The following is an 18,329-nucleotide window of genomic DNA, read 5'->3' on the forward strand; positions in this document are numbered from 1 at the left end:
ATAATGATAAAAACAATCGACACAAGCAAAGTAAATGAATACAAATTTGCTCTTATAGAAACTGAAAAAGGCACAATGAAATTAAAACTTTTTGGTAATGAGGCTCCGCAAACGGTTTGTAATTTTGCTACTTTGGCTAATGAAGGGTTTTATAAAGATTTAAATTTTCATCGTGTGATCCCAAATTTTGTCATACAAGGAGGTTGTCCACACGGCAATGGTGTAGGTGGGCCTGGATATGAAATCATTTGCGAATGTGATGATCAAGAGCATAAACATGAGCGTGGAACTTTATCTATGGCACACGCAGGACGCGATACGGGTGGTTCTCAATTTTTCATTTGTCACAGCCCTCAAGCTCATTTAGATGGGGTTCATACTGTTTTTGGGCAAATTGATCCAAAAGATGAAGAAAGTTTAGAAGTTTTAGACTCTATACGCCAAGGAGATAAAATTTTAGACATAAAAATTTGCGATAAAATTTAAAAATTTAAAATTTTAAAACTTTTTTGAAACTACAATATTTACAAAGCTAGTCATAAGTTTGACTAGCTAAAAATGATTAATGTATAATTTTTTTTTAAACTTTTTTTTCTATAATCACAATTTTAATTTGCTAAATGTAACAAAATTACAAGGAGTTATGATTATGAAAACTAAGTTTCCACTTATTTTAAGTGCTTGTCTTCTTTCATCTTCACTTTTTGCTAAAAATACAGATGATGAGATAACCAAGCTTCAAAAACAGCTTGCACAAATTCAAGCTGAACTTGCACAAATCAGAAAAGAAAGGGAAGCTCAAGCTAAGCAAAATGAAGCTGTAAAAGCTGAACTTGCTGATCTTAATGATAGAGCCGATGAAACAGAATTCCAAGCTGCTTTGAGCAAGGTTAAATTTGGACTTGAGTTTTCAACAGCAGTTTCAAATACAAACTATAAAGTTAGCGGACAAGATTATAGTGCTAATAACAAATGGATGAATGAGCTTCATTTAAATATGAATGCTGATATTAATGATAAAACCAAATTCTATGGTCGTTTATCTATGGCTAAAAATTGGTCTCAAATGGGTTGGAGTGGTACTCCTTATGACTTAGATGCAGGAAGAAACACAAGATCAAGCGGGCCTGTACTTTATGTAGATAGAGCTTATCTTGACTACTACATCACACCTGAATGGATTGCAACCGTAGGAAGACAACCAGGAACCGATGGCCCAGGAAGTAATCTTAGAAACAATGCTTTAAGACAATCAACTTATCCAGCCTTAGCGATTAATGCTCTAGGTGATGCAGCAGTGATCACTTATAAGCCTGAAAGTTTGCAAGATCATAAAGTAGCTATCCGTGCAGCTTATGGTAAAACCTATCAATGGGATGAAGAAGGCAAGGTAAGAGACTGGATGAGTGATCAAAAAGATGCTGATGCAAATCTTTACTATGCTGCAGTAGAAGGAGAGCTTCCTATAGAAGGTATGGGAGATAATTTAATATTATTTAATATTGCATATTTAAGCGATTTTGCTTTGCCACTTAACAATGGTCCAATTGCTTTACCTGGTACTGGTAGCGGTGCTACTACTATTCTTGATGATGATGGTGTGGTAAATTTAGGAGATTTAACTATAGCAAATCTTCATTTTGAAAATTATAAAGCTTTTGGAACAAATTTTAATTATTTTCTATCTTTAGGTTATTCTCACGGGAACAACAATCAATTAAGCCCTACATTAAGTGCAATTATTAAAGGGCAAGGTTATGGTAATGGTAAATTTAATGAAGAAGATGGTTATGCTGTGCATGTAGGCGGACGCTATGATTTTACCAAGGCTTTAAAAGTAGGGTATGAGTTCTTCTGGGGAAGTAGATACTGGTATACTATGAGCCGTCCAAGTATCAACGATCCACTTAATATAAGAATGACAAGAGGAACAGCACATGATTTTTATGTGATTTATCAACTTGATAGATATCAATTCTTACGCTTAAGTTATGCTAATATCCAAAATATTTGGGGTAATCGTGGCTTGCCATTTGGTGGAGCGAAAAAAGATAAAGCAAGAGCTGATAATATCATGTTAATGTATAATGTAAAATTCTAAGGAGCAAAAGATGAGAAAAATACTTTTTGCAAGTTTATTACCTATCATTGCTTTGGCTGATTGTGCAAGTTTGATGGCAAAATACGAAGCTCCAGAGCCAGAGTCAAAAACAATGAAACAAGTTGAACGCTGGATTAATAAAAAAGTTAGCGATCCAGCTGATGCTGCTGTTTTAAAAGAGTGTATGATCGCTCGTGCAGCGGACAATCCAAATCAAGTTTCGGTTGCAGGTAAATAAAAAAAGCGGTGTAAAACCGCTTTTTACTGTTTAATCTTTTAAGCTACAATTTTTTAAAATTTTCTTCAAATAAGGCTAATATGCAAGAAATCATTTCTTTTATTGTTGAGACGGCTAGTGCTTGGGGGTATTTGGGTATTATTATCCTAATGACCTTAGAGAGTTGTTTTATACCTTTTCCAAGTGAAGTTGTTATGATACCTGCTGGATATTTGGCACATAAAGGTGATCTTGATATCACTCTTTGCATACTTAGTGGGACTTTAGGTTCTGTTTTAGGAGCTTTGATTAATTATTATATTTGCTTTTTTTGGGGTAAAAATTTTGTATTAAAATGGGGTAAATATTTTGGTATCAATGAAGCTAAATTTGCCAAATTTGAAGAATTTTTTAATAAACACGGAGAATTTTCCACCTTTACTTGTAGGCTTTTGCCAGGAATTCGTCAGTATATTTCCATGCCTGCGGGTTTGGTTAAAATGAAACTTGTTAATTTTGTGCTTTTTACTGCACTAGGTAGTGCTATTTGGGTAAGTATACTCGCATTTTTGGGTTATTATATAGGAGAAAATGAAGAATTGATTAAAGCTTATCTGACTCAAATTCTTATTGTTATAATTATTTTTATAGTTTTGGCAAGTTTAATTTATATAAAAATAAAAAAGCCTTTTAAAAAGGCTTAAATTTTATCTTTTACGCTTTGTATGGCGTTTTTGATTTGTTGTTTTGAATTTTCTAATTTTGTTTTTTCTTTTTCATTGAATTTTAATTCAAAAACCTTTTCTATACCATCTTTTCCTATGATAGCAGGCAATGAAAATGCTAAATCATCAAAAACCACACTTACAGGATACAAGCTTTTTCTATCTTCTAAAACAGCTTTAGCTAAATTTGCACAAGAAGTTCCTATGCCAAATTCGGTTCTTCCTTTGCGTTTATAGATAAAATACCCCTCATCAACAACTGCTTTTTCGATATTTTCTATATCTAATTTTTTACCCATCTTATCGCAAAATGTTAGTAAATTTTGCCCTAAAACACTAGCCGTAGAAAGGGCGGCAAATTGCGAATCCCCATGTTCTCCTATCATATAAGCGGTGATATCTTTAGGATTAAGATCTAAATCTTTGGCTAGAATTTTTTTAAGTCTAGAGCTATCAAGATTGGTTCCACTTCCAAAAACATGATTTTTAGGTAAAGAGCTTAGAATTTGAGTATAATAAGTAATCGTATCATTTGGATTTGTAGCAACGATATATTTACCCTTAAAATTTGCATGTTTTAAATTTAAAACAATATCCTTAAGCTCGGTGATATTGTTTTGAAGCTCAACTAAACGACTGGATAATTCTTTTAAATTTTCTTTTCTGAAAGCTAGGATGATAATATCACAACTTGCTAGTTGTTCTAAATTTGTAGCATGAATTATTCTCGTATAAGAAGAATGAATCGCAGACATATCTTCTAAATCTCTTGCGTGTGCTAAGGCTAAGTCTTGCTTGATATCATATAAATAAAGTTCGGAGCAAATATTTTGCACAACAATATTATAAGCACTTGCTGCACCCACAAAACCCAAACCCACAATACCGATTTTTGACATTTTATTTCCTTTGCTTTGAAATTTTGTTATAATTATATAAATTTGATTTTAAAGAAATTATAAATATGCAAAAGCCTGATATTCAAAGTTTAACAAATTTTCTAATCGACTATACCAAAACACTTTTAAGCGCAGGAACCTACACAGCTAGAGTTGCTAAATGCGTTGGCAGGATAGCTCAAGTTTATGGATACGAGATCAATATTAATTTCTTTTTTCACCATATCACTTTAAATATTGTAGATATTGAAGATAATTCCATACAAAGAACCTATGTAATACCCAATCATCATGCTCATATTAATTTTAAACTTATTTTTGAATTAAGTGCTTTAAGTTGGGCCATATACGATCACAAATACGAACTTGAAAAAGCAAAATCAGCCTTTAATGCTATAAGTATTCAAAAAAAACATTCTTATATCTTAAATCTTTTATTTGTTTCTATAGCTAATTCAGGTTTTTGTAGACTTTTTGGCGGGGATTTTGGCGCAGGGGTTTTGGTATTTTTTGCGACTTTTTTAGGACTGCTTTTAAGATTTGCCCTTACTAAGATAAAAATAGATTTAAGAATTCAATACATTCTCTGCTCTTTTGTTTCTTCTTGGTTTGTATTTTTGGGTTTAGATATGGGCTATACAAATACTTCTGATGCAGCACTTGGTTCTAGCATCTTATATCTTATACCGGGGGTATTTTTTATCAATTCTATAATCGATATATTAAAAGATCATATTTTAATGGGTTTAAGTCGTATTATCAGCGTAGCTATTTTAATTTGCTGTATCGCTCTTGGAATTTATATGACTCTTAGTATTTCAAAATTTGGGATTTTACAATGATTGAATTTATCTTAAAAGATATGTTTTTTGCTGCTATGGCTGGGTTTGGTTTCGCATATGCTTGTAATCCTCCTTTAAAAACTCTTATTTTATCTGCACTCTTAGCGGCCATTGCTCACGGACTTCGCTTTACCTTGATAGAATATTTTCATTTTGAAACTTTGGCAATTGCAACTTTTGTAGCTTCTTTTTGCGTGGGTTGTTTGGGTATTGTTTTGGCTAAGATTATTAAAACCCCTGCTGAGGTTATTGCTTTTCCTGCGCTTATTCCTATGATACCTGGTATTTATGCTTATAAGGCTATTTTATATCTTATCTCTTTTATACGCAGTGATGATTTAAAGGCTAAGTCTGAATTTTTGGTGCAGTTTTTTGATTATTTTTTTACCACACTTTCGGTAACTTTGGCTTTGGCTATAGGGGTAAGCGTTACCTTGCTTATATTCTTTGAGCAAAGTTTTATGATGACAAGGCATGCTAAAAAGCATTGATTTTTGTTTAATCTTTCTTATTATAATTTTGAAAATTTTATAAAAAAGGAAAAATACATGTTGTGTCCTGTTTGTAATGTTGATTTGGTAATGAGCGATAGAAGCGGAGTTGAGATTGATTATTGTCCAAAGTGTCGTGGTGTTTGGCTTGATCGTGGAGAACTTGATAAAATCATAGAACGCAGCACTCCTAATACGGCAAGTTTTAACCAAGCTCCAAGACAAGAGCCTAGATATAATGATCATTCTTATAGTCACCAAAGCCACGATCATTATTACAAAAAGAAAAAAAGAGAAAGCTGGCTAGGCGAACTTTTTGATTTTTAATTTTTATGAAAAATATAAATCTTTATATCCTTTTTAGTTTAATATCTTAAAATATCAAGCAAAAAGGATATAAAATGTATGAATTTTTACTACACGAACCCTTAGCGAATAAATCTAAACATAACCACGAAGATCACTCTCATGAACATCATCATGCTGATGCAAGGAGTGTGGATAAAAAAATATTGAAAATTTCTCTTTTGATGACTTTTTCAATGATGCTGGTTCAATTTATATACTCTTTACTTTCTAATTCTCTTGCGCTTTTAAGTGATACTTTGCATATGTTTTCAGATGTTTTTGCTCTAACACTTAGTTTTTTAGCTATTATCGCTATAGAAAAATGGCAGGATCATCAAAAGACTTTTGGTTATTTTCGCTTAGAAATTTTGGTCGCATTTATCAATGCTTTAACCATCATTTTATCTGCGATTTTTATTATCTATGAAGCCATAGAAAAACTTATAAATCCAAGCAGTATTGATGCTAAAACTATGATTATAGTAGCTGTTTTAGGTTTTTTAGTCAATGCTATAAATGCTTTTATGATGTTTAGAGGCGCAAATTTAGAAAATGTCAATATGAAATCAGCCTTTTTGCATATGATGAGCGATTTGTTGGGTTCTTTGGTGGTGATTATAGGTGGTATTGCTGTATATTTTAGTGGCATAGTTTATATAGATACGATTTTAGCTATTATTTTATCGCTCTTACTTTTAAGATGGTCTGTAACACTTCTTAAGCAAAGTGTAAATGTTTTACTTGAAACCTCTCCTGTGGATATAGAAGAGGTAAAACAAGCTTTGCTTTTAAATTCTAAAGTAGAAGAGGTGATTGATTTGCATATCACACAAATTACCAATAAAATGTTAGTAGCTTCTATGCATTTACGAGTTAATATCGATGATTTAAAAGAATTTGAACAATTATCTTATGATTTGTCGCATGATTTGTTACACCGATTTGAAATAGGGCATATTACCATTCAACCTTTAAGGAGTAAAAATGAAATTTAAAGTCGTAAATATCAATTGTCAAAATTGTGCAAATTTGATTAAAAATTCTTTAGAAGATATTTTTGGAGAGATCAAAATAGATCTTGATGCAAATCCCTGCACACTAAGTTTGAATTTAGATAGCTCAAGAGAAGAAGAATTTAAAAAAGAACTCAGTGAGCTTGGTTTTGAAGTTTTAGAAAAGATTGAATAATGCAAGAATTTCGTGTAAAAATAGGCAAAATGACTTGCGTAAATTGCTCTAATGCCATAGAGCGCGCTTGTAAGAAAATACAAGGAGTGAGTGATGCAAGCGTTTCTTATGTGAATTCTAGTGGAGTGTTTTTGCTCGAAGATGAGGCAAGGAGTCAAGATGTGATTGAAAAAATTCAAAGTCTTGGCTTTGAGATTTTAGAAAATGAGCAAAATTTGGAAGAATACCGTAAAAAAGAACTCATCTCCTTGCGTAAAAATTTGCTTTTAAGTATAGTTTTAAGTGCTTTGATCATGTATTTTGAAATGTTTGACACAAGCTTTTTAAGTCAAAATATGCAAATGCTTCTAAGCTTTTTTGCGATTTTTTATTGCGGTAGGACTTTTTTTTCTCATGCGATTAAGGGTTTAAAAAATTGGAATTTAGATATGAATACCTTAATCGCTTTAGGCTGTATCAGTGCCTTTGCTTACTCTTTTTGTATATATTTAAATCTTTTTGAAGATGAAAAGCACCTTTATTTTAGTGGTGCGGCCATGATTATAAGTTTTGTGCTTTTGGGTAAATTTTTAGAGACAAATGCTAAATTTAAGGCTTTGAATTATCAAAAAAGACTCAATGAAATTGATATAAAAAAGGCTAAAATTTTAAACGAAGCAGGGGAGCTTAATGAAATTTTAAGTGCTTTTGTTAAAAATGGAGATATTATAGTAGTAAGAGAGGGTGAAAGCGTAGCAGTTGATGGGGTAGTGATCCAAGGTAAGGCCGAGATTGATACGAGTTTTTTAAGCGGAGAATTTTTGCCTAGCAGTGTAAGAGTTGATGATGAGATAAAGGCAGGCTCTATACTTTTAAATGGAAATTTACATATAAAAGCAAGTAAAAAGGCTATGGATAGCACTTTAGAACAGATCAAAGATCTTGTCTTTAAAGCAGGAAATGTCAAAACTCCTTTGGAAAATTCAGTCGATAGAATTTCTAGATATTTTGTCATCACAATAATCGCTTTTGCCTTGGCAGTTTTTGTATTTTGGAGCTTTAAAGTAGGCGTAAGTGAAGCTTTTTTACACGCTTGTGCAGTCCTTTTAATCTCTTGCCCTTGCGCCTTAGGGCTTGCAACTCCTATCGCTTTAATCACCGCTCAAGGTGCGGCGATGAAAAATTTTATCCTAATCAAAAACCCTGCTGCTTTAGAAAATTTAAATAAAATCAAGACAGCTTTTTTTGATAAAACAGGCACCTTAACGCAAAATAGTTTAGAACTTTTTAGGCACAATTTAAATGCTAAAGATTTTCAAATGCTAGCCTTAATCGAAAGTTCAAGTTCTCATCCTATCGCTAAGGCTATCTTTGAAGCTTCTAAGATAAAAGCTCAAATTCTAAAAGGAAGTAGTGAAATTTTTATAGGCAAGGGTGTAAAATACATAGAAGAAAATAAAGAATACTTGCTAGGAAATTTAAAATTTATGCAAGAGAGTGGAGTAAAAAATTTAGAAAAGGCAGATGAATTTTTACAGAGTTTAAAAGAAGAAGCTTTAATTTGTGTGTATTTTGCTAAAAATGGTGAGTGCTTAGGGGTGCTTACTCTAAAAAATACCTTAAAAGAAGGGGCTAAAGAGCTTATAGAGGATTTTAAAAAGCAAAAAATTCAAAGCATTATTTTAAGTGGAGATAATGAAAAAAGCGTACAAAGTGTCGCAAATTTATTGGGTATTGCTGATTTTAAGGCAGGATTGTTGCCTGAAGAAAAATTGCAAATCATTAAAGAGCATAAGCAAAATTCACTTTTTGTAGGAGATGGGATTAATGATGCAGCTGCTTTAAATTTAGCAAGTGTGAGTATGAGTTTTAAAGAAGGAAGTGATTTAGCTAAAAATGCTGGAGATTTTATACTTATGAAAGATGATTTAAGGCTTATTTCTTGGTGTTTTAAGCTTGCTAAAAAGACAAAAAATATTATTAAGCTCAATCTTTTTTGGGCGTTTTTTTATAATATTCTTTGTATTCCCATAGCCGCAGGCTTTGTGCCTTTCATCACTTTAAGTCCTCATTTAGCAGCACTTGCAATGTGTTTTAGCTCACTTTGTGTAGTGCTTAATTCTCTAAGACTTAGAAAAGTCTAAGCTTTAGAGACTTAGTTTTCTATTTTGGGTTCGCCAAAATATTCTCTTAAAGCTTCTTTTGTATCCTCTTGAGGATCAAATTTCTTTGCTCCTTGTTTTAGCTCATTAAAAGAAGAGTGAAGATCTATTTTTTTAGGAGCTTGTGCTTCATTATTTTGTTGAGGCAGTTCTTGGGTTAGGGATTGTAATTTGCTCTCATCTATAATGATTGCTTTTTGCACGACAATTTTAGCATTAGAGCCAAAATGATTTCTAAAAAGTTCTTGAATGAGTTTAAAGCCCTTATTAAGCTTATCGCGGTTACTTCCTTGCGCATTTGAACTAATAGTTAAAATTTCATTTTCATAACTTATAAATTGAGTGCTTTGTTTAAAGCATTCTCCAAGTTCATAATCTCTATCGTAGATTTTTTCAAGTAAAATTTCGTATGCATTTTTAATCGTTGAAGATTTTTGAATCTCTAATACTATAGGGGTTTTCACCTCTTGTTTTTCTAGATTAGAATTTGTATTTGTAAGGTTTTTTTGAATTTCATTAATTTGCGTATCGATTTCTTTTAAATGACTTGCTTCCATCATCATAAAAGCCATCACACAAAGCGTAAAGCCATCATCATCACAGATGAGATTTTTTGCTCTTGCTAGGATACGGAAAAACCTTTCATAAATGAGAGTTGAAAATTCACTGCTTTTTGCAAAAAAACTTTCTTTTAGATAAAAAAGCATTTCATCGATCACGCTTGAGGCTTCATAGTCTTTAAGCTCTTCTAAAAAATCAAAAACTCTATCCTTGTTTTTGGTTAAAATGGCATGGTAAAATTCTTTGATTTTAGCAGGATCTAAAAAACCCAACATATCAGTAATCTTACTCGTGCTTATATCATTTTGGCAAAAGATAATAGCTTGATCAAGCAAGGTAAGAGTATCTCTTAAAGAGCCATTTCCACTTCTTGCGACAAATTTCAAGGCTTCTTCTTCAAATTTGACATTTTCCTTGTTTAAAATTTCTTTTAAATGATTTAAAATTTCATTTTGTGGAATTTGTTTGAAGCGAAAATGTTGTGTCCTTGAAAGCACGGTAGCGGGCAATTTCAAAGGATCGGTGGTCGCTAGGATAAATTTCACATAGCTTGGAGGTTCTTCTAGTGTTTTTAAAAGTGCATTAGCAGCTTGAGGTGTTAGCATATGCACTTCATCGATGATAAAGATTTTAAATCTTGCCATAGAAGGGGTATATTTAGTTTGTTCAATAAGAGCTTGTATGTCTTCTAGCCCGCGATTGCTAGCGGCGTCCATTTCTATGATGTCTATATGTTTACCTTCAAGTGCGGCAAGGCATTGTTTGCAAGTTCCACAAGGAGTATCACTTGGGCCATTATCACAAACTAGAGCTCTAGAAAAAATTCTGGCACTTGAAGTTTTACCGCTTCCGCGTAAGCCTGAAAAGAGATAAGCATGAGCTAGGCGATTGTGATTTAATGCATATTTTAAGCTTGTACTGACTGTTTTTTGTCCTATGAGTTCATCAAAGGTTTTAGGTCTGTATTTAATCGCTAAGGCTTGAAGCATCTCTACTCATTCATAATAGATAAAAGTTCTACATTGTCTTTAGTTTTTAACATTTTTGAATAAAGAAATTTAAGCGCTTCGATATCATCCATTTGAGAAATCGCTGAACGAATAGCCCAAATTTTTTGTAGTTCTGCCACTCCTTGTAAAAGTTCTTCTTTTCGAGTTCCAGATTTGATGATATTAATCGCAGGATAAATTCTTCTATCTGAAATATTTCTATCTAAGACTATTTCGCTATTACCCGTTCCTTTAAATTCTTCAAAGATCACATCATCCATTCTTGAACCTGTGTCGATAAGTGCAGTTGCTACTATGGTCAAAGATCCGCCATTTTCTATATTTCTTGCTGCACCAAAAAAGCGTTTAGGTTTATGAAGTGCATTAGCATCTACCCCACCACTTAGTACCTTTCCACTGCTTGGAGTTGCAGTGTTATAAGCTCTAGCAAGCCTTGTGATACTATCTAGCAAAATGATAACATCTTTGCCTGTTTCTACCATTCTTTTTGCTTTTTCGATAACTAGTTCTGCCACGCGAACATGATTATAAGCAGGCAAATCAAAAGTAGAGCTAAACACTTCACCCTTTACACATCTTTGCATATCAGTAACCTCTTCAGGTCTTTCATCGACTAAAAGAACGATTAAATGCATTTCAGGATGATTTTTAGCAATCGCACTTGCTAGCTCTTTCATAAGTTCTGTTTTACCCGTTCTTGGCGGTGCTACGATGAGTCCGCGTTGTCCTTTACCTATAGGGGTAAAAAGATCTAAAATTCTTCCAGTTAATTTCATAGCATCGTATTCGAGTTTGATTTTTTCTGTTGGAAAAATAGGAGTTAAGTTATCAAATAAAGGTCTTTCTTTAGCTTCTTGCAAAGGCAAATAATTAATCGCTTCTATTTTCAAAAGAGCATAGTATTTTTCCTGATCCTTAGGCTCTCTAACTTGTCCAGTTACTATATCGCCCACGCGTAGAGCAAATTTACGAATTTGTGAGTTTGAAACATAAGCATCATTGACACTATCGCTTAAATTTGAATCCATACCCCTTAAAAAGCCATAACCTTCTGAAGAAATTTCTAAAATTCCTGTAAAAAGGATAAAACCACCCTTTTTGGTTTGGGCTTTTAAAATTTCAAAAATGAGTTCTTGACGGCGAAATTCTCTAGGATTTTCTATCTCGCATTCATTAGCTATTTTAACTAGGTTTTCTAAGTCAAGTAGTTTTAAGTCTTCAATTTTATAACCCTCCACTGGAATGTGGGTTCTTTGATGTTGTTTTTTTTCTTTTTCCATAAGTCCTCGCAAGAAAGCAGTAATTTTGTAGCAAATTAAAACCGTGATTTTAGTAAAAAAATATACTTTTTGTCAAATTTGTCTATAATTATAAAAAATATTTTTTTAAAGAATGATTATGAAATGTGAACATTGTAGACTAGATTATCAAAAATCTCAAATGATAGAAGCTAAGGGTAAATTTTTTTGCTGTAGGGGCTGTTTGAGTGTTTGGGAAATTTTACATGAAAGTGGCTTAGATGAATTTTACGAAAGATTGGGCAATAACGCACTAAAGCCAGTTAGCTTGGAATTTTCTAACAAAAATTATGATGAGTTTATCACCAAAACCAAAGAGGGTTTTAGCGAAATTTATCTCATGATACACGGCATAGAATGCTCCGCTTGTGTTTGGCTTAATGAGAGAGTTTTAACCAAACAAGAAGGAATTTTGGAGTTAGATATCAATCATCTTTCCCATAAAGCACGCATTGTTTTTGATGAACAAAGTGTTTCTTTGGCGCAAATTTTAAATCTTATCGAAAGTATAGGATATAAAGCCAGTGCTTATGATCCATCTAAAAATTCCAAAAAAGCAGATTTGATCAAGCGAGAATTTTACTCTAAGCTCATAGTTGCCATTGCTTGTGTGATGAATATCATGTGGATAGCAGTAGCAAAATATGCGGGATTTTTTAGCGGTATGGATAGGGATATTAAAGATATTTTAAATTTTGCTGAATTTATCCTTTGCTCTCCTGTGCTTTTTTATACAGGTTCAAATTTTTATAAAAGTGCTTTTAAAGCTCTAAAAATGCGTAGTTTAAATATGGATAGCTTGGTTATAAGCGGAGCAAGTTTGGCTTATGGATACTCTTTATGGGCGATGTTTTTTAGAGTAGGCGAGGTGTATTTTGATTCTGTGGCTATGATTATTTGCTTTGTTTTTATAGGTAAATATCTTGAAATGTTTAGCAAAAAACGCGCTTTGGATACAGTAGATGGCCTAAATGATTTTTTACAAAATGAAGTTTTGGTTTTCAATGGCAAAGATTTTGAGCCTAAAGATGTTCAAAAGGTCAATATCGGAGATAGGATTTTACTTAAAAGTGGGGATAAAATTCTCATAGATGGAATTTGCAAAAAGGGTGAAGCAAGTATCGATACTTCTTCTTTAAGTGGCGAAAATGAGCCTTGCTTTGTGGGCGTGGGTAGTGTTGTAAATTCAGCTTGTATTGTGCTAGATGGAAGTATAGAATATGAAGCAAATAAGCTTTATAAGGATTCTAAATTAAATCAAATCATAAGGCTTTTGGAATTTGCTAGCACCAAAAAAGCTAGACTTGAAAGCTTGGTTTCTCAAATTTCTGCTTATTTTTCTCGTACCATTTTAACTCTTGCCTTGCTTTGTTTTTTCTTTTGGCTGTTTTATCATCAAGAAAGTGTTGAAATTTCACTTGTTCATGCGATTTCTGTTTTAATCATTGCTTGTCCTTGTGCTCTAGCTTTAGCTACTCCAGTAAGCAATCTTATCGCTTTGGGTCAGGCTTTAAAAAGAGCGATTTTATTTAAGGATTCAAGCGTGGTTGAAAAACTTTCAAAATGCGATATAGCAGTATTTGATAAAACAGGAGTTCTTACTCAAACCCAATTAAAAATAGCTGAAGTTTTTTTAGATGAAAGGCTAAATTTAAATGAGTTTTATAGCTTTGTATCGCTTTCAAATCATCCTATTGCTAAAAGTGTAGCGCAGTTTTTACAAGATAAAAATGCAAGGCTTTTAAATTTGGATTTTAAGGGTTTGAGCAATATTCAAGCAAAGGGCATTAAAGCTTGTCTTGATAATACTTTATTTTTGGGCGGAAGTTCGAAATTTTTAGAAGATAATGGGATAAAATGTAAAAAAGAATTTAACAATTCTCATTTTATCTTTGCGCGTGATAATGAAATTCTTGCTTATTTTGAATTTTCAAGCGTATTAAGAGAAGGTGCTAAAGAGCTTATATCTTATCTTAAACAAGCTAAGATTGATACGATGATTTTAAGTGGAGATAATGAAAGAGCGGTTGAAAAAATTGCCAAAGAATTAGGAATTACTTCTTTTTATGCTTCCTGCTTGCCTCAAGATAAAATGCAAGCAATTGAAAATTTAAGTCATAAGAAAAAAGTTTTATTTGTAGGCGATGGAGTCAATGATGCCTTGGCTTTAAAATATGCTGCTGTGGCAATATCTTTGCGAGAAGGGAGTGATTTGGCGATTGAAAATAGTGATATTTTGCTTTTAAAAAATGATTTGCTTTCTTTAAAATACGCCATTAAGCTTTCTAAGGATACTTATAAAATTATCAAGCAAAATTTAATCCTTTCTTTAGCTTACAATGCTTTTACCATACCTTTGGCATTTTTAGGTTTAATTAATCCTTTAATTGCAGCGCTTTCTATGTCTTTTAGTAGTATAATGGTGATTTTAAATGCTTTAAGGATAAAAAATGAATAGTGTAATCATGATGATGATAGGGGTTTCAATACTGGGTTTTTTTATTATACTGGCTACCTTGCTTTGGGGGATAAGGACTAAACAATTTGATGATGATTATAAATTTACTACTCTAAATGATGATGAGGATGCTTTGCGCGATGCTATAGAATTAGAAAAAAGAAAAAAAGAAGCTTTAGAAAAGAGAAAATAAAGGCTTTCTAAATTTTGAAAGCCTTAAAATTATAAAGTTTCGATATAAGCTTCGATAGCTTTGAAATCTTCTTCAGTTAAACCTTTAAGGTTGATTTTCATGATAGCGCCTTGTCCATAAGCATTTCTTTTACCTTCTGAGTATTCTTTCATATATTGAAGTCTTTCAGCTGAAGAGATGCTTTTTAATGCTGGAACTTTATTTAGATAAACTTTATCTGCTTTTGCGCCGTGGCATACTGCACATTTTTTAAAAAGTGTAGCTCCATCTGCGGCGAAAGCTGATACGCCAAGACATGCTAAAGCGGAAACTACTAATAATTTTTTCATTATATTCTCCTTGAAAAGTTTTAATACATAATAATTATATATTTTTAACTTTAACATTTTTCTTAAAAATATCAAAATGTTTATTTTCTTTAATTTGAATTATATTATAATATATTCTATGAAAAGAAAAGCGTTATTTTTAGATAGGGATGGCATTATAAATATAGATAAAAAATATATCTATAAAATTCAGGATTTTGAGTTTTGTGATGGAATTTTTGAGCTTTGTAGATATTTTTTAGCGCAAAAATACTTGCTTTTTGTAGCCACAAACCAATCAGGCATTGCAAGAGGATATTACACCCAAGAAGACTTTTTTAAGCTTTGTGATTTTATGCTTAATGAATTCTTGAAAGAGAATATAAAAATTGATAAAATTTATCATTGTCCTCATTTGGAGGGTTGTGAGTGTCGCAAGCCTAAGGCAGGGATGCTTTTAAAAGCTAGGGAAGAATTTGATATAGATATGGATAACTCCATTTTTATAGGGGATAATCTTAGCGATATGCAAGCTGGAAAAAATGCACAAATTGGTACTTTGTGTTTGGTAAATGAAGAAGAAAAAGAAGGCGATTTTTTTAGACAATTTAAAAATTTAAACGAACTTTTAGATTTTTTCAAAAAAAAGGAAGATAGATGAAAATAGCAATCACAGGAGGCGCAGGTTTTATAGGTTCACAACTTGCCTTAAATTTACAAGATGAGCATGAAATTTTAATCATCGATAAAATGCGTAGTTATGCGACTTTTGAAAATGGAAATTTACAAAGTTTTGGGCACTTTAAAAATTTACTTGATTTTAATGGTGAGCTTTTTGTGGGTGATATTAACGATGAAAAGGTTTTAAAAAAAATCGAAGATTTTAAACCCGAAGTGATTTTTCATCAAGCAGCGATTTCAGATACAACGGTTTTTGATCAAACTAAGGTTTTACAGACGAATCTTAATACTTTTAAAGATTTTATAGAACTCAGCATAAAACTTCACGCAAAGCTTGTTTATGCTAGTTCAGCTTCTGTTTATGGCGATGCAAAAAGCCCACAAACCGTAGGCAAGGATGAAGAGCCTAAAAATCCTTACGCATTTTCCAAATTTATGATGGATAAGCTAGCTAAAAATTACTACGATAAAGCCCATTTGGTAGGACTTAGGTATTTTAATGTTTATGGTAAGGGTGAGTTTTATAAAAATAAAACCGCTTCGATGGTTTTGCAATTTGGCCATCAAATTTTAGCAGGAAAAAATCCGCGTTTATTTGAAGGAAGTGATCAAATTTTTAGAGATTTTACTTATATTAAAGATGTTATCAGTGCAAATTTAATCGCTCTTGAATCAAAATGCGGGGTTTATAATGTAGGAAGTGGAGTAGCAAGAAGCTTTCAAGATATAGTAGATATTTTACAAAAAGAACTTCATACAAATTTAACTTGCGAGTATATCCCTAATCCTTATGCAAAATCTTATCAATTTCATACTCAAGCAAAATTAGATGAAACTTGGGACTATAAGCCAAAATTCAGTTTAGAAGAGGGTATAGAGGATTATTTAGAAGAAATCAAAAGACTTTTTGAAAAGGAAGTAAATGCTTGAATTTTTAAGTGAGCAAAATCCAAAAATTCTTATCATAGGGGATTTTATGGTGGATAATTATACTTGGTGTGATTGTTCGCGTATAAGCCCTGAAGCTCCTGTTTTAGTAGCAAAAACATTAAAAGAGGATAAAAGACTAGGTGGAGCGGCAAATGTTTATGCAAATTTAAAAAGTCTAGGAGCAGATGTTTTTGCACTTGGTGTCGTGGGCGATGATAAGAGTGGGAAATTTCTAAAAGAAAATTTAAAAGGGGAATTTTTAATCCAAAAAGGACGCAAAACCCCTTTTAAAAATCGTATTATGGCGCACAATCAGCAAGTTTTAAGACTTGATGAAGAGGATACGAGTGCGATTTTGCTAGAAGATGAGCTTGTAGAATTGTTTAATAAAAGAATTAAAAATTTCAAAGCTGTGGTTTTAAGTGATTATGCAAAAGGAGTTTTAACACCTAAAGTCTGCAAAGCTTTTATCCAAAAAGCAAATGAGCTAAATATACCTATCTTAATCGATCCTAAAGGAAATGATTTTAGCAAATACAGCGGTGCAACACTTTTAACACCCAATAAAAAAGAAGCTCTAGAAGCTTTGAAATTTGAGAATTTAGAGGGTGAAAATTTAGAAAAAGGTATTAAAAAATTAAAAGAAGATTTTAGTTTGCGTTATTCTATCATCACGCTTTCAGAAGCAGGGATCGCTCTTTTTGATGAGAATTTGCGCATAGCTCCTGCTAAGGCTTTAGAAGTTTATGATGTAACCGGAGCAGGCGATAGCGTCATCGCTGTTTTGGCTTTTTGTTTGGCTAGCGGAGTGGAAATTTTTAAAGCTTGTGAGATCGCAAATGAAGCAGCGGCTATCGTAGTGAGTAAAATAGGCAGCGTGAGTGTGACCTTTGATGAGATGAAAAGTCTTAAACGCGTAGGTTTTGAAAAAAAGATCAAAACCAAAGAAGAGCTTTTAAAGATTTTGGAACAAAGCGATAAAAAGATCATTTTTACAAATGGTTGTTTTGATATCGTGCATTTTGGACATATAAAATATCTTGAAAAAGCAAAAAGATTGGGCGATATTTTAATCGTTGGTTTAAACTCTGATAAAAGTGTAAAAAGGCTTAAGGGTGAAGATCGTCCTGTAAATTCAGAATTTCAAAGAGCTTGTATGTTGGCAGCTTTTTATTTTGTAGATTTTGTAGTGATTTTTGATGAAGACACACCTTTAGAACTTATAAGCTTTTTAAAGCCTGATATTTTGGTTAAAGGAGCTGATTATAAAGATAAGCTTGTTGTAGGTTCAAATTTGATTTCAAGAGTTGAATTAATCGATTTTGAAGAAGGATTTAGTACGAGTAAGATTATAGAAAAGATTAAGGATAAAAAATGATAAATTTAGTAGAAAAAGAATGGCAAGAACATCAAAAAATCATTCAAGAAAGTGAAATTTTAAAAGGACAAATCGCTAAAATAGGCGAGCTTTTATGTGAATGTCTTAAAAAAGGTGGTAAAATTTTAATTTGCGGAAATGGTGGAAGTGCAGCTGATGCACAGCATTTTGCAGCTGAACTTAGTGGGCGTTATAAAAAAGAACGCAAGGCTTTAGCAGGTATAGCGCTTACAACCGATACTTCAGCGCTTAGTGCTATAGGAAATGACTATGGTTTTGAGTTTGTTTTTTCAAGACAAGTAGAAGCCTTGGGAAATGAAAATGATATTTTAATAGGCATTTCAACCAGTGGAAAAAGTCCTAATGTCCTAGAAGCATTTAAAAAGGCTAAAGAGTTAAATATGCTTTGCTTGGGGCTTAGCGGTAAAGGAGGCGGAAAGATGAATGAGCTTTGCGATCATAATCTTGTCGTGCCAAGTGATGATACGGCTAGAATTCAAGAAATGCATATCTTAATCATACACACGCTTTGTCAGATCATAGATGAGGGTTTTTAATAA

20 protein-coding genes are annotated in these 18,329 nt (G+C 32.5%); 16 read left to right on the forward strand and 4 right to left on the reverse strand.

What is annotated here, in order from left to right:
- The first annotated feature begins 3 nt into the window (after positions 1–3).
- From KAR88_RS05225 to KAR88_RS05240, 4 genes are all read left to right on the forward strand, one after another.
- Positions 4–486 (forward strand): peptidylprolyl isomerase, encoded by a 483-nt coding sequence (locus tag KAR88_RS05225; protein ID WP_002825322.1) that lies wholly within the window; start codon positions 4–6, stop codon positions 484–486.
- A gap of 163 nt (positions 487–649) precedes the next feature.
- On the forward strand, positions 650–2,101 hold the full coding sequence (locus KAR88_RS05230) for a DUF3373 family protein (RefSeq protein ID WP_192801305.1): 1,452 nt from the start codon (positions 650–652) through the stop codon (positions 2,099–2,101).
- A gap of 10 nt (positions 2,102–2,111) precedes the next feature.
- On the forward strand, positions 2,112–2,339 hold the full coding sequence (locus tag KAR88_RS05235) for a hypothetical protein (protein WP_002822505.1): 228 nt from the start codon (positions 2,112–2,114) through the stop codon (positions 2,337–2,339).
- Positions 2,340–2,419: 80 nt separating this feature from the next.
- Entirely contained in the window at positions 2,420–3,022 is a 603-nt protein-coding gene (locus KAR88_RS05240; RefSeq protein WP_192801433.1) for a DedA family protein, read from the forward strand.
- Here KAR88_RS05240 and KAR88_RS05245 read toward each other — a convergent pair.
- Entirely contained in the window at positions 3,019–3,942 is a 924-nt protein-coding gene (locus KAR88_RS05245; protein ID WP_192801303.1) for an NAD(P)-binding domain-containing protein, read from the reverse strand. The two genes, KAR88_RS05240 and KAR88_RS05245, sit on opposite strands and share 4 nt — an antisense overlap.
- Before the next feature lie 65 nt (positions 3,943–4,007).
- Here KAR88_RS05245 and KAR88_RS05250 point away from each other — a divergent pair, with 65 nt between their 5' ends.
- From KAR88_RS05250 to KAR88_RS05275, 6 genes are all read left to right on the forward strand, one after another.
- Entirely contained in the window at positions 4,008–4,784 is a 777-nt protein-coding gene (locus tag KAR88_RS05250) for a threonine/serine exporter ThrE family protein (RefSeq protein ID WP_002822510.1), read from the forward strand.
- Positions 4,781–5,275, forward strand: a complete 495-nt coding sequence (locus KAR88_RS05255; protein ID WP_057032634.1) for a threonine/serine exporter family protein — start codon at positions 4,781–4,783, stop codon at positions 5,273–5,275. Before KAR88_RS05250 ends, KAR88_RS05255 begins: the two co-directional genes overlap by 4 nt.
- Positions 5,276–5,332: 57 nt before the next feature.
- Complete coding sequence (locus tag KAR88_RS05260) at positions 5,333–5,602, forward strand: zf-TFIIB domain-containing protein (protein ID WP_002777256.1); 270 nt, start codon at positions 5,333–5,335, stop codon at positions 5,600–5,602.
- A gap of 74 nt (positions 5,603–5,676) precedes the next feature.
- The gene (czcD, locus tag KAR88_RS05265; RefSeq protein WP_002783007.1) at positions 5,677–6,618 is read left to right on the forward strand and encodes a CDF family cation-efflux transporter CzcD; all 942 of its coding nucleotides are present in this window, start codon (positions 5,677–5,679) and stop codon (positions 6,616–6,618) included.
- Positions 6,608–6,811 (forward strand): heavy-metal-associated domain-containing protein, encoded by a 204-nt coding sequence (locus tag KAR88_RS05270; RefSeq protein WP_192801302.1) that lies wholly within the window; start codon positions 6,608–6,610, stop codon positions 6,809–6,811. The genes czcD and KAR88_RS05270 overlap by 11 nt, the downstream gene beginning before the upstream one ends.
- A complete protein-coding gene (locus KAR88_RS05275) occupies positions 6,811–8,934 on the forward strand; it encodes a cation-translocating P-type ATPase (RefSeq protein ID WP_058001837.1) in 2,124 nt (707 codons plus the stop codon). Before KAR88_RS05270 ends, KAR88_RS05275 begins: the two co-directional genes overlap by 1 nt.
- Positions 8,935–8,945: 11 nt before the next feature.
- Here the strand turns inward: KAR88_RS05275 and KAR88_RS05280 are convergent, their stop codons facing one another.
- Both KAR88_RS05280 and rho read right to left on the reverse strand, forming a co-directional pair.
- Positions 8,946–10,502: a DNA polymerase III subunit gamma/tau gene (locus tag KAR88_RS05280; RefSeq protein WP_002787752.1), complete on the reverse strand. Its 1,557-nt coding sequence runs from the start codon at positions 10,500–10,502 to the stop codon at positions 8,946–8,948.
- 2 nt (positions 10,503–10,504) lie between these two features.
- Positions 10,505–11,803 (reverse strand): transcription termination factor Rho, encoded by a 1,299-nt coding sequence (rho, locus tag KAR88_RS05285; protein ID WP_002780613.1) that lies wholly within the window; start codon positions 11,801–11,803, stop codon positions 10,505–10,507.
- A gap of 112 nt (positions 11,804–11,915) precedes the next feature.
- Here rho and KAR88_RS05290 point away from each other — a divergent pair, with 112 nt between their 5' ends.
- Positions 11,916–14,279 (forward strand): heavy metal translocating P-type ATPase, encoded by a 2,364-nt coding sequence (locus KAR88_RS05290; protein WP_134162853.1) that lies wholly within the window; start codon positions 11,916–11,918, stop codon positions 14,277–14,279.
- The gene (locus KAR88_RS05295) at positions 14,272–14,472 is read left to right on the forward strand and encodes a cbb3-type cytochrome oxidase assembly protein (protein WP_002777240.1); all 201 of its coding nucleotides are present in this window, start codon (positions 14,272–14,274) and stop codon (positions 14,470–14,472) included. The genes KAR88_RS05290 and KAR88_RS05295 overlap by 8 nt, the downstream gene beginning before the upstream one ends.
- Positions 14,473–14,501: 29 nt before the next feature.
- On the opposite strand, the gene KAR88_RS05300 is transcribed toward KAR88_RS05295, so the two are convergent.
- Positions 14,502–14,801: a cytochrome c gene (locus tag KAR88_RS05300; RefSeq protein WP_002777238.1), complete on the reverse strand. Its 300-nt coding sequence runs from the start codon at positions 14,799–14,801 to the stop codon at positions 14,502–14,504.
- Between the two features lie 76 nt (positions 14,802–14,877).
- On the opposite strand from KAR88_RS05300, the gene KAR88_RS05305 reads away from it, so the two are divergent.
- Genes KAR88_RS05305 through gmhA form a run of 4 tightly spaced genes read left to right on the forward strand, consistent with a single transcriptional unit; the run spans position 14,878 to position 18,326 of the window.
- Complete coding sequence (locus KAR88_RS05305; protein ID WP_002820231.1) at positions 14,878–15,441, forward strand: HAD family hydrolase; 564 nt, start codon at positions 14,878–14,880, stop codon at positions 15,439–15,441.
- On the forward strand, positions 15,438–16,391 hold the full coding sequence (gene rfaD / locus KAR88_RS05310) for an ADP-glyceromanno-heptose 6-epimerase (RefSeq protein WP_002796912.1): 954 nt from the start codon (positions 15,438–15,440) through the stop codon (positions 16,389–16,391). The genes KAR88_RS05305 and rfaD overlap by 4 nt, the downstream gene beginning before the upstream one ends.
- Positions 16,384–17,769: a D-glycero-beta-D-manno-heptose-7-phosphate kinase gene (gene rfaE1 / locus KAR88_RS05315; RefSeq protein WP_192801871.1), complete on the forward strand. Its 1,386-nt coding sequence runs from the start codon at positions 16,384–16,386 to the stop codon at positions 17,767–17,769. Before rfaD ends, rfaE1 begins: the two co-directional genes overlap by 8 nt.
- On the forward strand, positions 17,766–18,326 hold the full coding sequence (gene gmhA / locus KAR88_RS05320) for a D-sedoheptulose 7-phosphate isomerase (protein ID WP_002780618.1): 561 nt from the start codon (positions 17,766–17,768) through the stop codon (positions 18,324–18,326). The genes rfaE1 and gmhA overlap by 4 nt, the downstream gene beginning before the upstream one ends.
- Positions 18,327–18,329: the final 3 nt, after the last annotated feature.

The sequence above is a fragment of the Campylobacter sp. JH23 genome, from assembly GCF_017846595.1.
GTDB classification, from domain to species: Bacteria; Campylobacterota; Campylobacteria; order Campylobacterales; family Campylobacteraceae; genus Campylobacter_D; species Campylobacter_D coli.

What these genes read in the sequence shown, in the direction of transcription:
- KAR88_RS05225 (WP_002825322.1), top strand. Translation starts at nt 4, where the DNA reads ATGATAAAAACAATCGACACAAGCAAAGTAAATGAATACAAATTTGCT.
- KAR88_RS05230 (WP_192801305.1), top strand. Translation starts at nt 650, where the DNA reads ATGAAAACTAAGTTTCCACTTATTTTAAGTGCTTGTCTTCTTTCATCT.
- KAR88_RS05235 (WP_002822505.1), top strand. Translation starts at nt 2,112, where the DNA reads ATGAGAAAAATACTTTTTGCAAGTTTATTACCTATCATTGCTTTGGCT.
- KAR88_RS05240 (WP_192801433.1), top strand. Translation starts at nt 2,420, where the DNA reads ATGCAAGAAATCATTTCTTTTATTGTTGAGACGGCTAGTGCTTGGGGG.
- KAR88_RS05245 (WP_192801303.1), bottom strand. Translation starts at nt 3,942, where the DNA reads ATGTCAAAAATCGGTATTGTGGGTTTGGGTTTTGTGGGTGCAGCAAGT.
- KAR88_RS05250 (WP_002822510.1), top strand. Translation starts at nt 4,008, where the DNA reads ATGCAAAAGCCTGATATTCAAAGTTTAACAAATTTTCTAATCGACTAT.
- KAR88_RS05255 (WP_057032634.1), top strand. Translation starts at nt 4,781, where the DNA reads ATGATTGAATTTATCTTAAAAGATATGTTTTTTGCTGCTATGGCTGGG.
- KAR88_RS05260 (WP_002777256.1), top strand. Translation starts at nt 5,333, where the DNA reads ATGTTGTGTCCTGTTTGTAATGTTGATTTGGTAATGAGCGATAGAAGC.
- czcD (WP_002783007.1), top strand. Translation starts at nt 5,677, where the DNA reads ATGTATGAATTTTTACTACACGAACCCTTAGCGAATAAATCTAAACAT.
- KAR88_RS05270 (WP_192801302.1), top strand. Translation starts at nt 6,608, where the DNA reads ATGAAATTTAAAGTCGTAAATATCAATTGTCAAAATTGTGCAAATTTG.
- KAR88_RS05275 (WP_058001837.1), top strand. Translation starts at nt 6,811, where the DNA reads ATGCAAGAATTTCGTGTAAAAATAGGCAAAATGACTTGCGTAAATTGC.
- KAR88_RS05280 (WP_002787752.1), bottom strand. Translation starts at nt 10,502, where the DNA reads ATGCTTCAAGCCTTAGCGATTAAATACAGACCTAAAACCTTTGATGAA.
- rho (WP_002780613.1), bottom strand. Translation starts at nt 11,803, where the DNA reads ATGGAAAAAGAAAAAAAACAACATCAAAGAACCCACATTCCAGTGGAG.
- KAR88_RS05290 (WP_134162853.1), top strand. Translation starts at nt 11,916, where the DNA reads ATGATTATGAAATGTGAACATTGTAGACTAGATTATCAAAAATCTCAA.
- KAR88_RS05295 (WP_002777240.1), top strand. Translation starts at nt 14,272, where the DNA reads ATGAATAGTGTAATCATGATGATGATAGGGGTTTCAATACTGGGTTTT.
- KAR88_RS05300 (WP_002777238.1), bottom strand. Translation starts at nt 14,801, where the DNA reads ATGAAAAAATTATTAGTAGTTTCCGCTTTAGCATGTCTTGGCGTATCA.
- KAR88_RS05305 (WP_002820231.1), top strand. Translation starts at nt 14,878, where the DNA reads ATGTTTATTTTCTTTAATTTGAATTATATTATAATATATTCTATGAAA.
- rfaD (WP_002796912.1), top strand. Translation starts at nt 15,438, where the DNA reads ATGAAAATAGCAATCACAGGAGGCGCAGGTTTTATAGGTTCACAACTT.
- rfaE1 (WP_192801871.1), top strand. Translation starts at nt 16,384, where the DNA reads ATGCTTGAATTTTTAAGTGAGCAAAATCCAAAAATTCTTATCATAGGG.
- gmhA (WP_002780618.1), top strand. Translation starts at nt 17,766, where the DNA reads ATGATAAATTTAGTAGAAAAAGAATGGCAAGAACATCAAAAAATCATT.